We start from the raw sequence: 18,735 nt of genomic DNA, 5'->3' as shown, positions 1-18,735 counted from the left end.
CTACAGCTTAAAGAAGCCCAATAAATCTTTTTGTTTTGCAGCTAAAGAAGAAAGTTCTTCACTTGCCTCTTTGCTTTGCCTAATACCAGAAACATTCTGGTGAACAATATCGAAAGTCTGAGATACATTTTGTGAAATATCTTGAGTTACGCCAGATTGTTCTTCAGATGCAGTTGCAACCTGTGTGTTCATATCTGAAATCAAGCTAACTGAGTGAGTGATAGACGAGAAGGCTTCACGTAATTGATCACTGTAGTTTCGGGATTCTTCGGCAAGTGACAGGTTAGATTGCATGAATTGATTCGCATCTTTAGCTTGAGCTTGTAATCGAGAAATGATCTCTTGGATATCAACAGTAGACTGCTGAGTTTTCGCTGCAAGTGATCGAACTTCATCGGCTACAACCGCAAAGCCACGACCTTGTTCACCGGCTCGTGCTGCCTCAATTGCGGCATTCAGTGCAAGTAAGTTGGTCTGTTCTGAAATGGAATTGATAACCTCAATCACAGTTCCAATCTCAACTGAATATTCTTGCAACTGATTGACAATATTCGACGTTTCTTCGATTGATGTTTCTACTTTACGTGATATGTCATCCGAAGAATCTAAAGAGCCTCCGCCTTTTTCAACATTTGAAGTCGCATCGGTTGCTGCACTTTCTGCACTTGCGGCATTTTGGCTGACTTCACTGGCGGTACTTGAAAGTTCATTAATTGCTGTCGCAATTTGTTCCATTTGGCTCAGTTCTTGTTGAGCGTTACTTTCTGTCTCACTCATGACTGCTGTTAATTCGACAGAAGCTGCGGAAACGTTGTCTGAAATTTGGTGGAACCCATCAATAATTCGGCGAAGTTCTTGGCGCATCTCTAAAATATTGGCATAGATACCACTTTCTTTACCTGTGATTGCAATCTCTTTTGATAGGTTTCCTGAAGCCACTTCTTCAACAATAGCTTGAATATCACTAGGTTCACCACCCACGACTTTAAGTACGCTACGGTATATTGATACCGCAATACCTAAGGCAATAATTACTACGAAGATAGAAAGAATTACGAGAACGAATTGAGCATTAGAGAAACGTTCAACCATTTCTGGTCCAACAGAATCTTGCTTGCTTTTGGTCGATAGTTTTATTTCTTCGATGGTTCTTGCCGCAGATACACCCATGACATCGAGAGTGCTAGAAACGATACCATTTCTTTGGCTTATGGTTTTAACGACTTCTGCAAACGTGGTCTGGTAGGTTTTAAATGAATTATTGAATTCATTTAAATGTCTTATTTGTTTTGTCGACATCAGTTGTGATTCGATTTCCTCAGATAGTTCAGCGGCATACTTGAACTCTTGCTGTGCACGCTTTGCATCTTCAATTTGGTTGCTCGTTAAAAATTTGGAAGCGTATAAACGTGATAGCAAAACGTGTTGTTGAAGGTTGCCAGAGCTAACTGCAACTTCAAGGTCTTCTTCAACTGATGCCTGTTCCATGAGGTTCGATACTGCTTTTCTCATGTCAATCCCAGATGGATCAAGTTGGTCTTTAACAAGGTGATTGCGGTCATTTACAAGCTGAACAACTTGGTTAAACCCTTGGCTGTATTGTTTCAGTTGATCTTCAATCGCTAAAAATTCGTTCTTATGACCATCATCAATATGAGAGTTCAAAACATCTTCTATGAGTTGAACTGAAGTGTTTATACGCTTATCTAATTCTGATATGTGTGAAGAGCTAGGGCTTTTAATGTATTTCAATGCTGCTAGTCGAGCTTCTAAAATATTAGCTTGAATTCGACCTGTAGATACACTTGTTAGTGCTAGAGAGCGGTAGGTATTAAAACCATCACTCGATTGATAAAAACGCAATGAGGCAACAACTGATATGACCAATATTAGGGCCAAAATAACCCCAAAACCTAAGGATAGTAATTTCTTTAAACTCATAATGATGATTCCCGTGAGACAGCTTACTTAATTATTATTGTTAATGAATTCTTACATTATAGTTATTAATAAATACATCAGTATGTTGATTTAAATATATTTATTCTCATTAGTAAGAATTGTGGGGAGGTATGGGCGCGAAAGTAAAGGCTCATATTGGTTCGAGCCTTTATATTTGGAGCTTCACCGTGTACGTTTTTTTAAGGTGTCGAGTAACCGTGTTCACCTTAATGAGGTCATTATCCTCATAGTTTTACTTATGAAGACATAAAACTATGACAATTGTGAGGGTGTTTAAGAAGAAGTTGCTAGACTGCTTAGCCTTATTCTTCTATAGCTTCAACTTCTACTTCTTCCGGCTCAGCTTCTTCTTGTAACTCTAACAAGTTGATAGCTATGGTTACGAAATCACTGTCAGTGATGATTCCTACTAGTTCACCGTTATCAACCACAGGTAAGCAACCAACTTTATGTTTTTGCATATAAATGGCACTTTCCTTTAAGCCAGCTCTTGGCTCAACAGACATAATATTGGTGTGCATGACATCTTTTAGCGGGGTTGCAAGAGTATAAGATTGTGCTTGAGGGATATTTTGTAGGCTGGATTCTTGAGCGGAAAGAATATCTCGTTGAGTTACGACTCCGAGTAAAGCCCGGTCTGCATCTACGACCGGAATATGCCTGATATCTAGCGCCTCCATTGTATTTTTTGCATCTGCCAACGTGTGTGAGCGTAATAGGGTATGAGGGTTGCGAGTCATCATATCTTCAACTTTGATCATACTGACCTCCTTCTTATTTAGTCTCTATATAGACTATAGTTTCTTAGCCTCTAAATATCTGAGAGCTAACTCATTATTGAGTGAGCTTTATACAATTAATTGATTTGCGACTCGTTTAGTATTTTAGCTTTGTCTTGATTGCGGCTTACATATCTCAATATGAACTCTGTCGTACATTGTTTGTACTAGGATTCTTAATGGCTGAGTTGTCATGGAAAATGTATTTTTTATGGCTACGGAAAGCAAATGATGTTCAAGAAAGTGCTAGGGGTAATTGTGGCGATAGGCATTCATAGTAGTGCGAATGCAATTGTTTTAGGAACGTTAGATACCGATGTCACCAGCCGAGTGACATTAAGAGCAAGTAATATGGCTGAATTTCCAATATGTGGAGGAACGCTAGTTACAGAGCAATGGGTAATGACGGCTGCCCACTGTGTTGTAATGGGGGAAGGGATTGATGAATCTTCTTATTACGTAACACCACCTCGCGAATTAGCGATTACCGCAAATGCGTATGATCTGAATGCAACCGATGTGAGTCATTATTACTCCGTTAGTCATGTGGTTGTTCATCCTGATTACACGCGTTTAAGTAAGTTCAAAGTTAACTCAGATAATAGCCGTGAACTAGTCCACACAGGTTTAGATAGCGATATTGCGCTTTTATATTTGGATCGCCCAGTGACTGGTGCTGCTTTGGCTCAATTAGCTTCCCCTCAATTGATGCAAAGTATTGAACAAAGATTAACTGCCGAGTGGGATGCGAATACATTAACGAATTATAGAAATAAAAATGTGACGGTTTCAGGCTGGGGAACGACAACGCCTTTAGCGGCTGAACCGTCTGTTCTCTTACGTAAAACAACCAGTACTTTCTTGCCTATTTCAGATTGCTACCAGAGACTGGAAGCGGGTAATGATATACCTGGGATCATTGATTCACCGGTAAATATCACCAAGTTATGTACGATACCTAATGAGGTAACGCCACTTGAACCAGATCAACGCACCCAATATGGGAACAGCGCTTGTAAAGGCGATAGCGGTGGTCCATTAGTTGATGACGTAACAGGATTACAAATTGGTATTGTTAGTGGTGGACCTATCATAATGCCGGTTTGTGGATCCGTTACCATCCCTAGTTTTTTTACCAAGATCAGTACGTATTATAACTGGATTCAAAGTTATATCACGCAAGCAACCCCACCTTCTGAAATCATTATTGCCCCCAATTTTATCACCAATCTGGGGGATGGAACGGGTGGTGGTCCTGGTGGTGGCATAATTCCACCTTCAGATTGTAATGATAGTATCTCAACCAAAAATTGTAATTTTGTTCAGCCCGATGGTGGTGGAACTAATGCATACTGGCTTTCTATTTTATTGAGTTTGGTATTACTTCGAATATACAAGCGCCGTTAAATATTCTAGAGCCACATTCAGTGGCTCTTATTTCCCTTCTTCTTACAATAACTCCTTCTTACAATAATCCCTTGTTGATAAACTTGCTATTGCCTGCTGTGTGCCTATACTACCCAACTGCGAAATTTTTAGTCGCATTCTCATTCATAACCAGACAAGATCACAAAAATGCAAGTTTCAGATTTTCACTTTGACCTACCTGATGAGCTTATTGCTCGCTACCCACAAGAAGAACGTACAGCAAGCCGCTTGCTTAAACTTGATGGCAATAGTGGCACTATTGCAGATGGTTCGTTTAAAGACGTTTTAGACTTGGTTCAACCAGGTGATCTTGTAGTTTTTAATAACACACGTGTAATTCCTGCTCGTCTGTTTGGTCGCAAGGAATCTGGCGGTAAGCTAGAAGTTCTTGTTGAACGAATGATTGATGAAAAAAGCATTCTTGCACATGTTCGTTGTTCTAAATCACCAAAGCCTGGCAATAAGTTATTCCTTGGTGAGAACGACGAATATGAAGCGGAGATGGTGGCTCGTCATGATGCACTGTTTGAGATTCGTTTCACTTCAGAACAGAGTGTCCTTGATATACTGAATGATGTTGGTCACATGCCTCTTCCGCCTTATATTGATCGTCCTGATGAAGATGCGGATAAAGAGCGCTATCAAACGGTTTATAACGAAAAACCAGGCGCAGTTGCGGCACCAACCGCTGGTCTTCATTTTGATGATCAGCTTATGTCGAACATGAAAGACAAAGGTGTTGAATTTGCTTATGTCACACTTCACGTTGGTGCGGGTACTTTCCAGCCGGTCAAAGTCGACAATATTAATGATCACCACATGCACGCTGAGTATGTAGAAGTGCCACAAGAGGTTGTGGATGCTATCGCTGCAACAAAAGATCGTGGTGGACGCATTATTGCCGTTGGAACTACTTCAGTTCGTTCGTTAGAAAGCGCCGCTCAAGATGCTTTAAAAAATGGAACTGAGTTAGTGCCATTCTTTGGCGACACTGAAATCTTCATTTTCCCTGGATACGAATATCAGCTGGTGGATTGTTTAATTACAAATTTCCATTTACCTGAATCAACATTAATTATGTTGGTTAGCGCTTTTGCTGGTTATGATCACGTAATGAGTGCTTATGATCACGCAGTAAGCAGTGAGTATCGCTTTTTCAGCTATGGGGATGCGATGTTCATCAATAAGAAAACCAATGAGTTGGCCCTTTAAGGCAGATCTGTTTTCTTCATTAAATTAACGAGTGCTAGCAGTATGCTAGAGGGTTGAGTTCTCTTAACTTTATCTCTTCGCAAGGAATTCGCGACCGCTCTCGTAGGTGAAGGCTACTGCTTCGTCTTTATCGCTAGGTATAACCGAGCATGACGTTAGCAATAACCTTTACTATAAATAAAGGTCAGATTGTTTCTCTGGCATATTGGAGGTCTCTCGTGAGATTAAAATACGAACTTAAAAAAACAAATGGTAATGCACGTCGTGGTCAACTTCAGTTTGAACGTGGCACTGTTGAAACTCCTGCATTCATGCCTGTAGGTACTTACGGTACTGTTAAAGGTATGACTCCGGAAGAAGTCAAAGACACAGGCGCTGAAATCTTACTAGGTAACACATTCCATTTATGGTTGCGCCCTGGTCAAGAGATTATGAAGCTACACGGTGATTTACACGACTTCATGAACTGGAAAGGTCCAATCTTAACGGATTCAGGCGGCTTCCAAGTATTCAGTTTAGGTAAGACTCGTAAAATTACAGAAGAAGGCGTTCATTTTCGCAGCCCTGTAAACGGCGATAAGATCTTTATGGACGCTGAGAAATCAATGCAAATCCAATACGATCTTGGTTCTGATGTTGTAATGATTTTCGACGAGTGTACTCCATACCCAGCGACTCACGATGAAGCTCGTATTTCAATGGAACGCTCTATTCGATGGGCTGATCGTAGCCGTAACGAGTTTGACCGCCAAGAAAACCAAAATTCACTTTTCGGTATTGTTCAAGGTGGCGTTTACGAAGACCTTCGTGATGTCTCTGTAAAAGCATTAACGGATATTGGCTTCGATGGCTACGCTGTTGGTGGTCTTGCCGTTGGTGAACCAAAAGAAGATATGCACCGCGTACTTGAGCACACATGCCCGCAACTGCCTGAAGATAAGCCTCGCTACCTTATGGGTGTAGGCAAGCCTGAAGACTTAGTTGAAGGTGTTCGTCGTGGTATCGATATGTTCGATTGCGTTATGCCGACTCGAAATGCACGTAATGGTCACCTATTTGTGACTGGCGGTGTGATCAAGATCCGTAATGCGAAACATAAACTGGATACAACACCACTGGATCCACAATGTGACTGTTACACTTGTCAAAATTATTCAAAGTCGTACTTACATCACTTAGACCGTTGTAACGAAATTTTGGGTGCTCGTCTCAATACCATCCATAACCTTCGTTACTACCAACGTCTGATGGAAAGTATCCGCACAGCAATCGATGAAGATCGCTTTGATGCGTTTGTTGATGAGTTCTATGCTCGTCGTGATCGCGAAGTGCCGCCACTAGGCAAATAATTTTTAGTATTTCTTTTTGCGAGCCCTATCTCTAATCACTGAGTTAGGGCTTGAAATTAAAGGGATACAACCCAATTAGTTGGATTATCAATAAAATATAAATAGAGGATGTTTTTAATGTTTATTTCACAAGCTCACGCAGCAGCAGAAGGTGCACCAGCAGGTGGCGGTTTCGAAATGCTAATCATGCTAGGTATGTTCGCTGTGATCTTCTACTTCATGATCTACCGTCCACAAGCTAAGCGTGTTAAAGAGCATAAGAACCTAATGGCTTCAATGGCTAAAGGTGATGAAGTGCTAACAAGCGGTGGTCTAATTGGTAAGATTACTAAAATCGCTGAAGACAACGATTACGTTTCAATTGAATTGAACGCAAATAATGAAGTTGTTATCAAGAAAGACTTCATTACAGCAGTGCTACCTAAAGGTACTCTGAAATCTCTATAAACAGCTAGAAGGTACTCGCTGTGCTAAACCGTTATCCGTTATGGAAGTATCTGATGGTGGTGTTTGCCATCGCTATCGCTGCGTTGTACGCACTTCCAAATTTATACGGTGAAGATCCGGCAGTTCAAGTTACAGGGGCGCGCGGCGCCTCTGTAGATATGTCAACGCTGGATGCTGTCACCAAAGCTCTTGATGCAGAGAGCCTTTCTACCAAATCCGTAGCTTTAGAAAACGGATCCATTCTTGTTCGCTTTAACGATACCGATACACAAATTAGTGCTCGTGATGTAATTAACGAAGCATTAAATGATGACGTGATTGTTGCGCTAAACTTAGCGGCTTCTACTCCAAGCTGGCTTGAATCTATTGGTGCTGCACCAATGAAACTTGGTCTTGACCTGCGTGGTGGTGTTCACTTCTTAATGGAAGTGGATATGGATGCTGCAATGTCAAAACTTGTCGGTCAGCAAGAAGAAGCGTTTCGTAGTGAACTTCGTGAAGATAAGATTCGATACCGTGCTATTCGCCCTTCAGGCAAAGATGCAGTTGAAGTCTTACTACGTAATGAAGAGCAGTTAGCTGAAGCGAAAACCTTGCTTCAAACTAATCACCAAGATATGACATTTGTTGACTCTGAGTCTAACGGTCGTTTCTCTTTAGTTGCGACTTTCACCGACGCACGTCTACAAGAAATTCGCAATTACGCTGTTGAGCAAAATATCACTATTTTACGTAACCGTGTAAATGAACTTGGTGTTGCTGAGCCTCTTGTTCAAAGACAAGGCGCTAGCCGTATTGTTGTTGAATTACCAGGTGTACAAGACACTGCACGTGCTAAAGAAATTTTAGGAGCGACAGCAACGCTTGAATTCCGTGAAGTGGATGACAAAGCTGATCTTGCTGCTGCTGCAAGTGGTCGAGCTCCTGCTGGTAGTGAAATCAAGCAAGATCGTGATGGTCGCCCTGTTGTACTTAAGAAGCGTGTGATTCTTGGTGGTTCTAGCATCACAGATGCAAGTTCAAGTGTTGATGAATACGGTCGTCCACAAGTTAACATCTCGCTAGATAGCGAAGGTGGCAGCAAAATGTCTGCATTCTCTCGTCAAAATATCGGCAAGCTTATGGCTACCGTATTTACAGAGTACAAAGACAGTGGTCGTAAAAATGCAGAAGGCAGCGTTATCCTTACTCAACATGAAGAAGTGATTAACCAAGCGACGATTCAGTCGACTCTTGGTCGTAGCTTCCGTATTACGGGTATAGATTCAGCTTCTGAAGCTCATAACCTTGCTCTTCTTCTACGTGCTGGTGCGTTGATCGCGCCAATATCTATTGTTGAAGAACGTACAATTGGTCCATCTATGGGTCAACAGAACATCGATATGGGTATCATGGCGATGATCTGGGGTATGGCTGCAGTAATGCTATTTACTCTGCTTTACTACCGTAAGTTTGGTTTCATTGCCAATATCGCGTTAATGGCAAACCTTGTTTTGATTATTGGCGTAATGTCGATGATCCCAGGAGCGACAATGACGCTACCAGGTATCGCAGGTATTGTTTTAACTGTCGGTATGGCGGTTGATGCGAACGTACTAATCTTTGAGCGTATTCGTGAAGAATTACGTGAGGGTAAAAACCCTCAGCAAGCGATTCACCAGGGTTACGCTAACGCATTTAGTACCATTGCAGATGCGAACATCACAACACTACTCACAGCAATTATCCTGTTTGCTGTCGGTACTGGTGCGATCAAAGGCTTCGCGGTTACGCTGTCTATTGGTATTTTAACCTCTATGTTTACTGCTATCGTAGGTACACGTTGTATCGTGAACTTAGCGTATGGCGGCAAACGCATTAAGAAATTGTCGATCTAAGGCTGGAATTAGTTATGTTTCAAATAATGAAAGCAGACAAACTGATCGACTTTATGCGTTGGTCTAAGTTTGCTGTTGTTCTATCTGTACTTATGATTGGTACTGCTATCTTCACTCTATCAACGAAATCGTTGAACTGGGGGCTAGATTTTACCGGCGGTACTTTGATTGAAGTAGGTTTTGAAGACCCTGCGAACCTTCAAGATATTCGTGGTGCATTAGAAGCAAATGGCTTCGGTGATGCTACGGTACAAAACTTCGGTTCAGCTCGTGATGTAATGGTTCGTTTGCGTCCTCGTGATGGGGTTGCAGGTGAAACGCTTGGAAACCAGATTCTTACTGCTATTGAGCAAGGAACTGGCGAACAAGTTGAAATGCGTCGTATCGAATTTGTTGGTCCAAATGTTGGTGATGAATTAACAGAAGCGGGCGGTCTTGCGATTCTAGTGTCGCTTATTTGTATCTTGATTTATGTTTCAGTTCGTTTTGAATGGCGTTTAGCTGCGGGTGCGGTATTAGCACTTGCGCACGATGTTATTATCACGCTCGGCGTATTCTCTTTAATGCAAATTGAAGTAGACCTTACTATCGTTGCAGCATTGCTAACGGTCGTCGGTTACTCTCTTAACGATACGATAGTGGTATTTGACCGGATCCGTGAAAACTTCCGTAAGATGCGTAAAGGTGAGTCTGTTGAAGTGATGAATAACTCGATTACTCAAACTCTAAGTCGTACTTTGATTACTTCAGGTACTACATTGTTCGTAGTAATTGCGCTGTTTGTTCAAGGCGGAGCAATGATCCATGGTTTTGCTACGGCATTACTTTTAGGTATTACTGTTGGTACTTATTCTTCAATCTACGTTGCATCAGCACTAGCTCTGAAACTGGGTATTACACGTGAACACCTAATGCCACCTCAAATTGAAAAAGAAGGTGAAGAGTTAGATGAAATGCCATAGAAACTCTAAGGTGTTTTAGATGATTTTAAAAACCGCTAGGAAACTAGCGGTTTTTTTGTTTTATACGGTTAACAATGTTACAACAGATCCATGAGCATTGCAGGAGCTGGTTATGGACTTGAATTCACTGAAGTATTTTATTGCTGTATATGAAGAGAAAGGAGTTTCTAATGCCGCAATCCAGTTAGGGGTCACTCCTTCCGCAGTAAGCCAAAATATTTCTAAGCTCAATGAGTATTATAATGAAGTCCTGTTTATTCGCTCTGGTAGTCACTTAGTTCCTACAAGCAAAGGGGTTAGCTTGTATGAGTCTATTAAGCCTCATATTGAAGCTATTACCACTGAATCTATAGCTCTACGCAATCCAAGGAAATCTAAACGAGTTATCTCATACTTTAGTCATAAAGATGGAGATATTCTTTTTTACCCACAGTTATTAGAGAAGATATCAAATTCGAATTTTGATGTGTCTTTAAATAATCGAGCCAACTATGTTCATAAAGATGACTGGGTTGATGAACTGGTGCTAAGAAAAGCTGATTTTTTAATTTCGACTCATACTGTTGAACATCGTGGATTTGAAAATATTTTATTGTTTGAAGAAGAGTTAGTGGCTGTGTGTAGAAAAGGTCACTTAAAAGAAAAACTTATGAATGATCAATCTTGTTTCCTTGAGCAAGACTTCATTGCTTGGAGCACCAGTAAAGATCAACCATTCGTTCTTGATTCTTTATATGCAGGTGATATTGAAAATAGAAATATTGTTTATTCTTCAGATTCCTTGCTTACAACTTTATATATGGTGTCTAAAAGCGAGTTAGTTTGTGTCGTACCTAAGTATCATGCACAACTACTTGAACAAGAACTTAAATTATCTATTTTCCCACTTCCATTCGAAGAATCATTATCCATTCCAGTCTACCTCAGCTATCGAAAAATACCGAAGAAAGACATCGTCTTGAATTGGGTGATTAAGCAAATTCAAGAGATTGTCCAAAACAAGTCATCGATTATTTAACTAAAACTACAAACCGATTTAAGCTCAACTTAAGACGCTCTCTCTATTATATCTAGCTATGAAGTCAGCCACTTTCTTACTCTAGGTATTTTATGAAAAAACATATTTCACTTCCTTTACTAGCATCAGTCATTCTTTTATTTGGTTGTGACGGTGAATACGACGCTCCTGGTTACGAAGTTCAAGGTGACGAAGAGTTTATTGAATATTCACTTCTTTATGATGATGCTATGCGTTCTGCATGCTCTGATTGTGGTGTTCATATTGGTTATTCTGAAGGAGTAGCGTATGGATCTGTTAACCCAAGCCGGATGAATGTCGCTGCGGGTAGAACGGGGGAAAGTGCAAATTACGCTTACTTAGAACATAAATACAACTCAATAGAATTAATTCCATTTAATATCTCTGGTGATTTAGAGTATCAAAGCACAATACGTCTAGACAGTTCTTCATTGGAGCTAGTTTATGGAGAGCTTAAAAATAAGATCGTATGTATCAGCTTCGCTTCTACTCCAACGCACATCGTAGTAACCGGTTTGTATTCAGGATATTGGTATGGTGGTGATTCGAATAAGCGATGCAAGATCGTTGACGGTGCTAGGAACTTATTATCAACAGTTGGTTATTGATTAATTTCTTTATCGGCTTATAAAGCGCTTAATGCACTGCATTAGGCGTTTTTTTGTTTCAGGTAGATAGGAATTAAGCATTACTATTAGAAAGAAAAAAGCCTCGCAAATGCGAGGCTTTCAAATTTGTATACTCTAGAGAGTATTTACGATAGGCGTGAATTACTTCAGCATACCTTCGTTTGCGTGTTCACGAACGTGCTTAAGAATAGACTTAACACCGCGTGCGCTAGAAGCTACAACGTTACCTGACTTCATGTAATCAGTACCGCCAGCGAAATCAGTTAGGATTGCACCAGATTCACGAGCGATAAGGTCGCCAGCTGCTAGATCCCAAGGCTTTAGATTTAGTTCTAGGTAACCGTCAACACGACCTGCAGCCAAGTAGCATAGGTCAAGTGCTGGAGAGCCTGTACGACGGAAGTCAGAACAATCAATGAATAGACCAGAGATGATCTTCATGAAAGATTCAGAGTGCTGTTTAGCTTTGAAAGGGAAACCTGTTGCAATAACAGTACCTTGAAGGTCTTTAAGCTGAGTAACACGCATACGAGCGTTGTTAAGTTGAGCGCCAGCGCCACGTTGAGCTGTGAATAGCTCGTTTAGCATTGGGTCATAAACACAAGCAACTTCAGTACGACCGTTCATGCGAACAGCAATCGAAACTGAGAAGTGAGGGAAACCTTTTACAAAGTTGTTGGTGCCATCTAGTGGGTCAACGATCCATTGTACGTCAGAGTCTTTACCTTCAGTAAGGCCTTTCTCTTCAGAGATAATGCTGTGCTCTGGGTAAGATGATTTAATTGTCTCAATAATCATGTACTCAGCTTCTTCAGCTATGTTAGTAACATAATCGTTGTTACCTTTTAGAGACGTTTCGATCTTATCAGTTGTTTCTAGAGATTTAGCAATATGGTTGCCAGCTTTACGCGCAGCGCGTATCGCAATGTTTAGCATTGGATGCATAGGGTTTTCCCACAAGATGTTAAAGAACAGGTTAAAGCGGCGGCGAGTATACCAAACTTTTAGGAAAAGGGAAGTGGTTGTTTTTTGAACTTTCGATTTCACATAACCACTAGCCTCTGACCATTTTACTTAGCGATGTGTTAATATCTCGCGGTTATTTTTTAAGTGGTGTCATTTAGCATGTTAGACAACGTAAAAGTCGTATTAGTCGGCACATCTCATTCTGGTAATATTGGTTCAGCAGCTCGCGCTATGAAAGTGATGGGGCTAAGCCAATTAGTATTAGTTGATCCCCAGTGTGAGGTTGATGAACAGACCTTAGCACTAGCCGCTGGTGCTGGTGATATTGCAGAAAACGCAACGATTGTTGCTACTCTAGATGAAGCCGTAAAAGATTGTGGTTTAGTGGTGGGCTCAAGTGCTCGCTCTCGAACTTTAGAATGGCCAATGCTTGAACCTCGTGAATGTGGAGAGAAGTTTGCCGTTGAAGGGCAAAAGCATCCTGTCGCTTTAGTCTTCGGCCGTGAACGTACTGGCTTAACGAATGATGAGCTGCAAAAGTGTCATTTCCACGTATGTATTCCAGCAAACCCTGAATACAGCTCATTAAACTTAGCAATGGCAGTGCAAACGCTAAGTTATGAAGTGCGCGTGGCTCATCTTAATGCAGAAGCGAGTCAGTACCCTGAACAACCTCAGGATGAATACCCTCGACACAATGAATTAGAAATGTTCTATGAGCACCTTGAAAAAGTCATTATCGATACCCAATTTATCTCTAAAGATAAGCCAGGGCTTGTGATGAATAAACTTCGTCGTTTATTTAGTAGAGCGAGACCTGAGCTTCAAGAGATCAATACCTTACGTGGTATTTTGACCTCAATTGAGAAGTCTCAAAAGAATAAATAAAGTCCTTACAAAGATAAAGGATGAATACCTGACTAAATTAGTCAAATAAATACTTGACCATTTTAGTCAGGTATGGAAAAATTCCAACCACATAAACAATGTGGATACGGTGTGGTATGAAACTTACATCTAAAGGAAGATATGCAGTTACAGCCATGCTAGATGTGGCACTGCATTCACAGACAAACCCTGTACCTCTGGCTGATATATCAGAGCGACAAGGTATTTCATTATCTTACTTAGAGCAGCTTTTCTCTAAGTTACGTAAAGCTGGTTTAGTCGCGAGTGTTCGAGGACCTGGTGGTGGTTACCGCTTAGGTGAAGATGCTCACAATATTGCTGTTGGTACTGTTATCGCAGCGGTAGATGAATCAGTAGATGCAACTAAGTGTCACGGTCGAGCCGATTGCCAAGGTGGCAGTCGTTGTTTAACTCACGCATTATGGCGTGATTTAAGCTCCCGTATTAGTAGCTTTCTTAATGACATTACGCTCGGCGAGCTAATGAAAGATAACGAAGTGTTAGAAATTTCAGACCGTCAAGATATCGATCTTGCGGTTACAAATGGTTTTACACAAAAAAATACGAGCACTACAACGATTAGTGCAGCACCTAACGGTGTACATGCCCGCTCTTAGCGGTCAGTTTTTACATTGGAGTAGAAAATGAAACTGCCTATTTACTTTGACTATTCAGCTACATGCCCAGTTGATCCACGTGTTGCTGAAAAAATGGTTCAGTGTATGACGATGGACGGGAACTTCGGTAACCCTGCATCTCGTTCACACCGTTACGGCTGGCAGGCAGAAGAATCTGTAGATAATGCTCGTGAGCAAATTGCCGATTTATTGAATGCAGACCCACGTGAAATTGTTTTCACTTCGGGTGCAACAGAATCTGACAACCTTGCAATTAAAGGTGCTGCGCACTTTTACGAGAAGAAAGGTAAACACGTAATCACGTGTAAAACAGAACATAAAGCTGTTCTAGATCCATGTCGTCAACTAGAGCGTGAAGGTTTTGAGGTTACATACCTAGAGCCTGAAGCAAACGGCATCATCGATCTAGACAAGTTACAAGCAGCAATGCGTGAAGATACGGTTCTAGTTTCTATCATGCACGTAAACAACGAGATTGGTGTAATCCAAGATATCTCTGCAATTGGCGAATTATGTCGTTCACGCAAGATCATCTTCCACGTTGATGCGGCTCAGTCTGCGGGTAAAATTCCACTAGACGTAAAAGAGATGAAAGTTGATCTTATCTCTATGTCTGCACACAAAGCATACGGTCCTAAAGGCATCGGCGCTTTGTACGTTCGTCGTAAGCCTCGTATTCGCCTAGAAGCGCAAATGCACGGTGGCGGTCATGAACGTGGTTTCCGTTCTGGTACTCTTGCTACTCACCAAATCGTGGGTATGGGCGAAGCGTTTGCTATTGCTAAACAAGATATGCAGAAAGATTACGATCACGCACTAGCACTTCGTGAGCGCCTACTTAAAGGTGTTCAAGATCTAGAAGCGGTAACTGTGAACGGCGACCTAGACCAACGTGTACCACATAACCTAAATGTGAGCTTTGCTTTTGTTGAAGGTGAGTCTCTGCTTATGTCTCTAAAAGACCTAGCGGTATCATCAGGTTCTGCATGTACATCAGCAAGCCTAGAGCCTTCATATGTTCTACGTGCTCTTGGTCTTAACGATGAACTGGCACACAGTTCAGTACGTTTCTCATTCGGCCGTTTCACAACGGAAGAAGAAATCGACTACGCGATTGCACAAATTCGTGTAGCGGTAAATAAATTACGCGACATGTCTCCTCTATGGGATATGTATAAAGAAGGGATTGATCTGAACACCGTTGAGTGGGCTCATCATTAATCTCAAGGAACTAGAGGATTCGAGGTAACTATCATGGCATATAGCGAAAAAGTAATTGATCACTACGAAAACCCACGTAACGTAGGTTCGTTTGATAAAGAAGACCCAAGTGTAGGGAGCGGCATGGTTGGCGCTCCAGCTTGTGGCGACGTAATGAAACTGCAAATCAAAGTATCTGCTGAAGGTATTATTGAAGATGCAAAATTCAAAACTTACGGTTGTGGTAGCGCAATCGCTTCTAGCTCACTAGTTACAGAGTGGGTTAAAGGTAAAAGTATTGATGAAGCAGCAGCGATTAAAAATGCAGAAATTGCAGAAGAATTAGAATTACCACCAGTGAAAGTTCACTGTTCAATTCTAGCTGAAGATGCAATCAAAGCAGCTGTTGCAGATTACAAAAAGAAGCACTAATCGCTTAAATATCGTAATCACGTCGACAAAATAAGTAATATTTGGGAGTACCCTTTGTGCTCCCACTTGAGTTCTCAATTTATATAAAACACAAGGTTGTAGTATGGCCATCACCATGACAGATACGGCAGCAAGCCGAGTTCAAGCTTTCCTAGATAACCGTGGAAAAGGTCTCGGGTTACGCTTAGCGGTAAAAACTACTGGCTGTTCAGGTATGGCGTATGTACTAGAGTTCGTTGACGAGCTTAACGAAGAAGACGAAGTGTTTGAGCATTCAGGTGTTAAGGTCATCATTGATCCAAAGAGCCTAGTATACCTAGATGGTACTGAGCTTGATTATGTAAAAGAAGGCCTAAACGAAGGTTTTGAATTCAACAACCCTAACGCGAAAGGCGAGTGTGGTTGTGGTGAAAGCTTCAATGTATAAGTGCTTTGGTTTGTAGCCGAAGAATAGAGTTAGGCTCTATTGTAGAGCCTAAAATTTAGGACCGTCTTTACATGAATCATTTTGAATTATTTGGGCTACCACTTCAGTTTCAGCTGGATGGTAGCCTTCTTTCTTCTCAGTTTCGAGAACTGCAGCGTCAATTCCATCCTGATAATTTTGCGATAGCTTCAGAGCGAGAGCGCCTGCTTTCCGTTCAAAAAGCCGCTCAAATCAATGATGCGTATCAAATCCTTAAAAGCCCAATTGATCGAGCTGAATACTTGCTTGTTCAGCATGGGGTGGACATTCGTAGTGAGCAGCAAACGCTTCAAGATCCGATGTTCTTGATGGAGCAGATGGAATTACGAGAAGAATTGGAAGACATTGCAGACAGTTCTGAACCAGAAGACGCACTTTTTGCGTTCGAAGGTAAAGTTAGCAAGATGTATAAACAACAATTAAAAGCTATCGAACAAGAACTAGACACTGAAGCGTGGTTAGAAGCGGCAGATCGCGTTAGAAAACTTAAGTTTATTGCAAAATTAAAGAATGAAATCGAATTAGTCGAAGACCGTTTAATCGGCTAGTTTGTTTAACAAGGACACATCCATGGCATTACTTCAAATTGCAGAACCTGGACAAAGCTCCGCTCCTCATGAGCATAAGCTAGCAGTAGGTATCGATTTAGGCACAACCAACTCTTTGGTTGCGTCGGTTCGCAGTGGTGAATCGAGCACATTAACGGATGATCAAGGGCGAAGTATTTTGCCTTCAGTTGTCCACTACCAATCTGAATCTCACACAACGGGTAATGAAGCTCGCCAGAATGCTCAGGTTGATCCTAAAAATACGATCATTTCAGTTAAGCGTTTAATTGGTCGTTCTCTCGCGGATATTAAACAGAGATACCCATCACTACCTTACCAGTTTGAAGAAAGTGACAATGGCTTGCCAGTTATTCGCACTGAACAAGGGACTAAAAACCCGATTCAGGTTTCTGCTGATATCCTTAAGGCTCTTGGTCAGCGTGCAGAAGCGACTTTAGGTGGTGAGCTTTCTGGTGCCGTTATTACTGTTCCTGCCTATTTTGATGATGCACAACGAGCGGGAACAAAAGACGCAGCTAGCTTAGCTGGTCTACATGTTCTTCGCTTATTGAACGAGCCAACGGCAGCAGCGATTGCTTATGGTCTTGATTCTGGCCAGGAAGGCGTTATCGCGGTTTATGACCTTGGTGGCGGTACTTTTGATATTTCTATTTTACGATTATCGAAAGGTGTCTTTGAGGTTCTAGCGACAGGTGGTGACTCAGCCTTGGGCGGTGATGACTTTGACCACCTGATAGCTGAGTATTTTCAAGAGCAAATCGGTTTATCTGACTTAACAGCAGAGCAAAATCGTATTTTATTAGATGCTGCAACAGAAGCTAAAATCGGTTTGTCTCAAGCTGATAGCGTAGATGTTGATGTGTTAGGTTGGAACGGTTCACTGACTCGTGAAACGTTTGAAGAAACTATCAGCCCACTCGTTAAGAAAACATTGCTTTCGTGCCGTCGTGCATTAAGAGACGCAGGTGTAGATGCGGATGAAGTACTTGAAGTTGTGATGGTTGGTGGTTCAACTCGAACTCCTTTAGTGCGTAGCAAAGTGGGTGAGTTCTTTGGTAGAACCCCGCTAACAAATATCAACCCTGATGAAGTGGTTGCGATAGGGGCATCTATTCAAGCAGATATCCTTGTTGGTAATAAGCCAGATTCAGAGATGTTGCTTTTAGATGTTATTCCGCTTTCACTCGGTATTGAAACCATGGGCGGTTTGGTTGAAAAGATCATTCCGCGTAACACCACGATTCCTGTAGCGAAAGCACAAGAATTTACCACGTTCAAAGATGGGCAGACCGCAATGACGGTTCATACTGTTCAAGGTGAGCGTGAGATGGTTGATGACTGTCGTTCATTGGCTCGATTTGCACTAAAAGGCATTCCTCCAATGGCTGCCGGTGCTGCGCATATTCGAGTGACTTACCAAGTTGATGCTGATGGTCTGTTGTCTGTTACTGCCATGGAAAAGAGTACGGGAGTGCAAGCTGAAATTCAGGTTAAGCCGTCTTATGGTTTAAGTGACGACGAAGTTGCAAACATGCTTAAAGATTCGATGACTTACGCAAAAGAAGACATGCAAGCTCGTGCCTTAGCGGAGCAACGTGTTGAAGCTGACCGTGTTATTGAAGGTTTGATTGTTGCAATCGAAGCCGATGGTGATGAGCTATTGAGTGAACCTGAAAAGCAACAGCTTATTCAAGCTATCGAAACGCTTATTGAAATGCGTAATGGCGACAGTGCGGATGCCATTGAAGCTGAAATTAAAAATGCCGATAAAGCGAGCCAAGACTTCGCTTCTCGTCGTATGGACAAATCAATTCGAGCTGCACTATCTGGTCAGTCAGTCGATAATATTTAATAGTTAGAGAATAGATTAA

General features: G+C 41.6%; 18 protein-coding genes. 15 read left to right on the top strand and 3 right to left on the bottom strand.

The features are described from left to right. Both L4C37_RS11690 and L4C37_RS11685 read right to left on the bottom strand, forming a co-directional pair. Positions 1 to 1,941 carry a HAMP domain-containing methyl-accepting chemotaxis protein gene (locus tag L4C37_RS11690; RefSeq protein ID WP_429768668.1) on the bottom strand — a complete coding sequence of 647 codons (1,941 nt, stop codon included), beginning with the start codon at positions 1,939 to 1,941 and terminating at the stop codon, positions 1 to 3. 323 nt (positions 1,942 to 2,264) lie between these two features. Continuing rightward, positions 2,265 to 2,723 carry a CBS domain-containing protein gene (locus L4C37_RS11685; RefSeq protein WP_137374978.1) on the bottom strand — a complete coding sequence of 153 codons (459 nt, stop codon included), beginning with the start codon at positions 2,721 to 2,723 and terminating at the stop codon, positions 2,265 to 2,267. Positions 2,724 to 2,972: 249 nt separating this feature from the next. Between L4C37_RS11685 and L4C37_RS11680 the strand changes: the two genes are divergently transcribed. From L4C37_RS11680 to L4C37_RS11645, 8 genes are all read left to right on the top strand, one after another. After that, complete coding sequence (locus tag L4C37_RS11680) at positions 2,973 to 4,148, top strand: S1 family peptidase (protein ID WP_429768686.1); 1,176 nt, start codon at positions 2,973 to 2,975, stop codon at positions 4,146 to 4,148. A gap of 168 nt (positions 4,149 to 4,316) precedes the next feature. Then, entirely contained in the window at positions 4,317 to 5,381 is a 1,065-nt protein-coding gene (gene queA / locus L4C37_RS11675) for a tRNA preQ1(34) S-adenosylmethionine ribosyltransferase-isomerase QueA (protein WP_429768667.1), read from the top strand. 218 nt (positions 5,382 to 5,599) lie between these two features. Continuing rightward, a complete protein-coding gene (gene tgt / locus L4C37_RS11670) occupies positions 5,600 to 6,730 on the top strand; it encodes a tRNA guanosine(34) transglycosylase Tgt (protein ID WP_137374976.1) in 1,131 nt (376 codons plus the stop codon). Positions 6,731 to 6,847: 117 nt separating this feature from the next. After that, positions 6,848 to 7,177, top strand: coding sequence for a preprotein translocase subunit YajC (yajC, locus tag L4C37_RS11665; RefSeq protein ID WP_137374975.1), 330 nt, complete (start codon positions 6,848 to 6,850; stop codon positions 7,175 to 7,177). Positions 7,178 to 7,197: 20 nt separating this feature from the next. Next, on the top strand, positions 7,198 to 9,054 hold the full coding sequence (gene secD / locus L4C37_RS11660; RefSeq protein WP_429768666.1) for a protein translocase subunit SecD: 1,857 nt from the start codon (positions 7,198 to 7,200) through the stop codon (positions 9,052 to 9,054). Positions 9,055 to 9,068: 14 nt separating this feature from the next. Then, complete coding sequence (secF, locus tag L4C37_RS11655) at positions 9,069 to 10,016, top strand: protein translocase subunit SecF (protein WP_372266690.1); 948 nt, start codon at positions 9,069 to 9,071, stop codon at positions 10,014 to 10,016. A 112-nt stretch (positions 10,017 to 10,128) separates the two neighbouring features. Further along, complete coding sequence (locus L4C37_RS11650) at positions 10,129 to 11,034, top strand: LysR family transcriptional regulator (protein ID WP_429768665.1); 906 nt, start codon at positions 10,129 to 10,131, stop codon at positions 11,032 to 11,034. A gap of 92 nt (positions 11,035 to 11,126) precedes the next feature. Then, positions 11,127 to 11,663, top strand: coding sequence for a hypothetical protein (locus tag L4C37_RS11645; RefSeq protein ID WP_273293646.1), 537 nt, complete (start codon positions 11,127 to 11,129; stop codon positions 11,661 to 11,663). A gap of 162 nt (positions 11,664 to 11,825) precedes the next feature. Here the strand turns inward: L4C37_RS11645 and suhB are convergent, their stop codons facing one another. After that, a complete protein-coding gene (suhB, locus tag L4C37_RS11640; RefSeq protein WP_137375009.1) occupies positions 11,826 to 12,629 on the bottom strand; it encodes an inositol-1-monophosphatase in 804 nt (267 codons plus the stop codon). Between the two features lie 180 nt (positions 12,630 to 12,809). On the opposite strand from suhB, the gene trmJ reads away from it, so the two are divergent. The 7 genes from trmJ (at position 12,810) to hscA (ending at position 18,716) form a co-directional block, all read left to right on the top strand. Then, positions 12,810 to 13,538 (top strand): tRNA (cytosine(32)/uridine(32)-2'-O)-methyltransferase TrmJ, encoded by a 729-nt coding sequence (trmJ, locus tag L4C37_RS11635; RefSeq protein WP_137374970.1) that lies wholly within the window; start codon positions 12,810 to 12,812, stop codon positions 13,536 to 13,538. A gap of 116 nt (positions 13,539 to 13,654) precedes the next feature. Continuing rightward, positions 13,655 to 14,176, top strand: a complete 522-nt coding sequence (gene iscR, locus L4C37_RS11630; protein WP_137374969.1) for a Fe-S cluster assembly transcriptional regulator IscR — start codon at positions 13,655 to 13,657, stop codon at positions 14,174 to 14,176. Between the two features lie 27 nt (positions 14,177 to 14,203). Next, positions 14,204 to 15,418 (top strand): IscS subfamily cysteine desulfurase, encoded by a 1,215-nt coding sequence (locus L4C37_RS11625; RefSeq protein WP_050644450.1) that lies wholly within the window; start codon positions 14,204 to 14,206, stop codon positions 15,416 to 15,418. A gap of 33 nt (positions 15,419 to 15,451) precedes the next feature. Next, a complete protein-coding gene (iscU, locus tag L4C37_RS11620) occupies positions 15,452 to 15,829 on the top strand; it encodes a Fe-S cluster assembly scaffold IscU (protein ID WP_137374968.1) in 378 nt (125 codons plus the stop codon). Between the two features lie 103 nt (positions 15,830 to 15,932). Then, a complete protein-coding gene (iscA, locus tag L4C37_RS11615; RefSeq protein ID WP_004735095.1) occupies positions 15,933 to 16,256 on the top strand; it encodes an iron-sulfur cluster assembly protein IscA in 324 nt (107 codons plus the stop codon). Positions 16,257 to 16,327: 71 nt separating this feature from the next. Next, entirely contained in the window at positions 16,328 to 16,843 is a 516-nt protein-coding gene (hscB, locus tag L4C37_RS11610) for a co-chaperone HscB (RefSeq protein ID WP_137374967.1), read from the top strand. A gap of 22 nt (positions 16,844 to 16,865) precedes the next feature. After that, positions 16,866 to 18,716 (top strand): Fe-S protein assembly chaperone HscA, encoded by a 1,851-nt coding sequence (gene hscA / locus L4C37_RS11605; protein ID WP_137374966.1) that lies wholly within the window; start codon positions 16,866 to 16,868, stop codon positions 18,714 to 18,716. Positions 18,717 to 18,735: the final 19 nt, after the last annotated feature.

Origin of the sequence: Vibrio kagoshimensis, from assembly GCF_050337535.1 — a bacterium.
Taxonomy (GTDB): domain Bacteria; phylum Pseudomonadota; class Gammaproteobacteria; order Enterobacterales; family Vibrionaceae; genus Vibrio; species Vibrio gallaecicus.
Note: the sequence above shows the minus strand (reverse complement) of the source record. Positions and strands in the feature narration are given on the sequence as shown.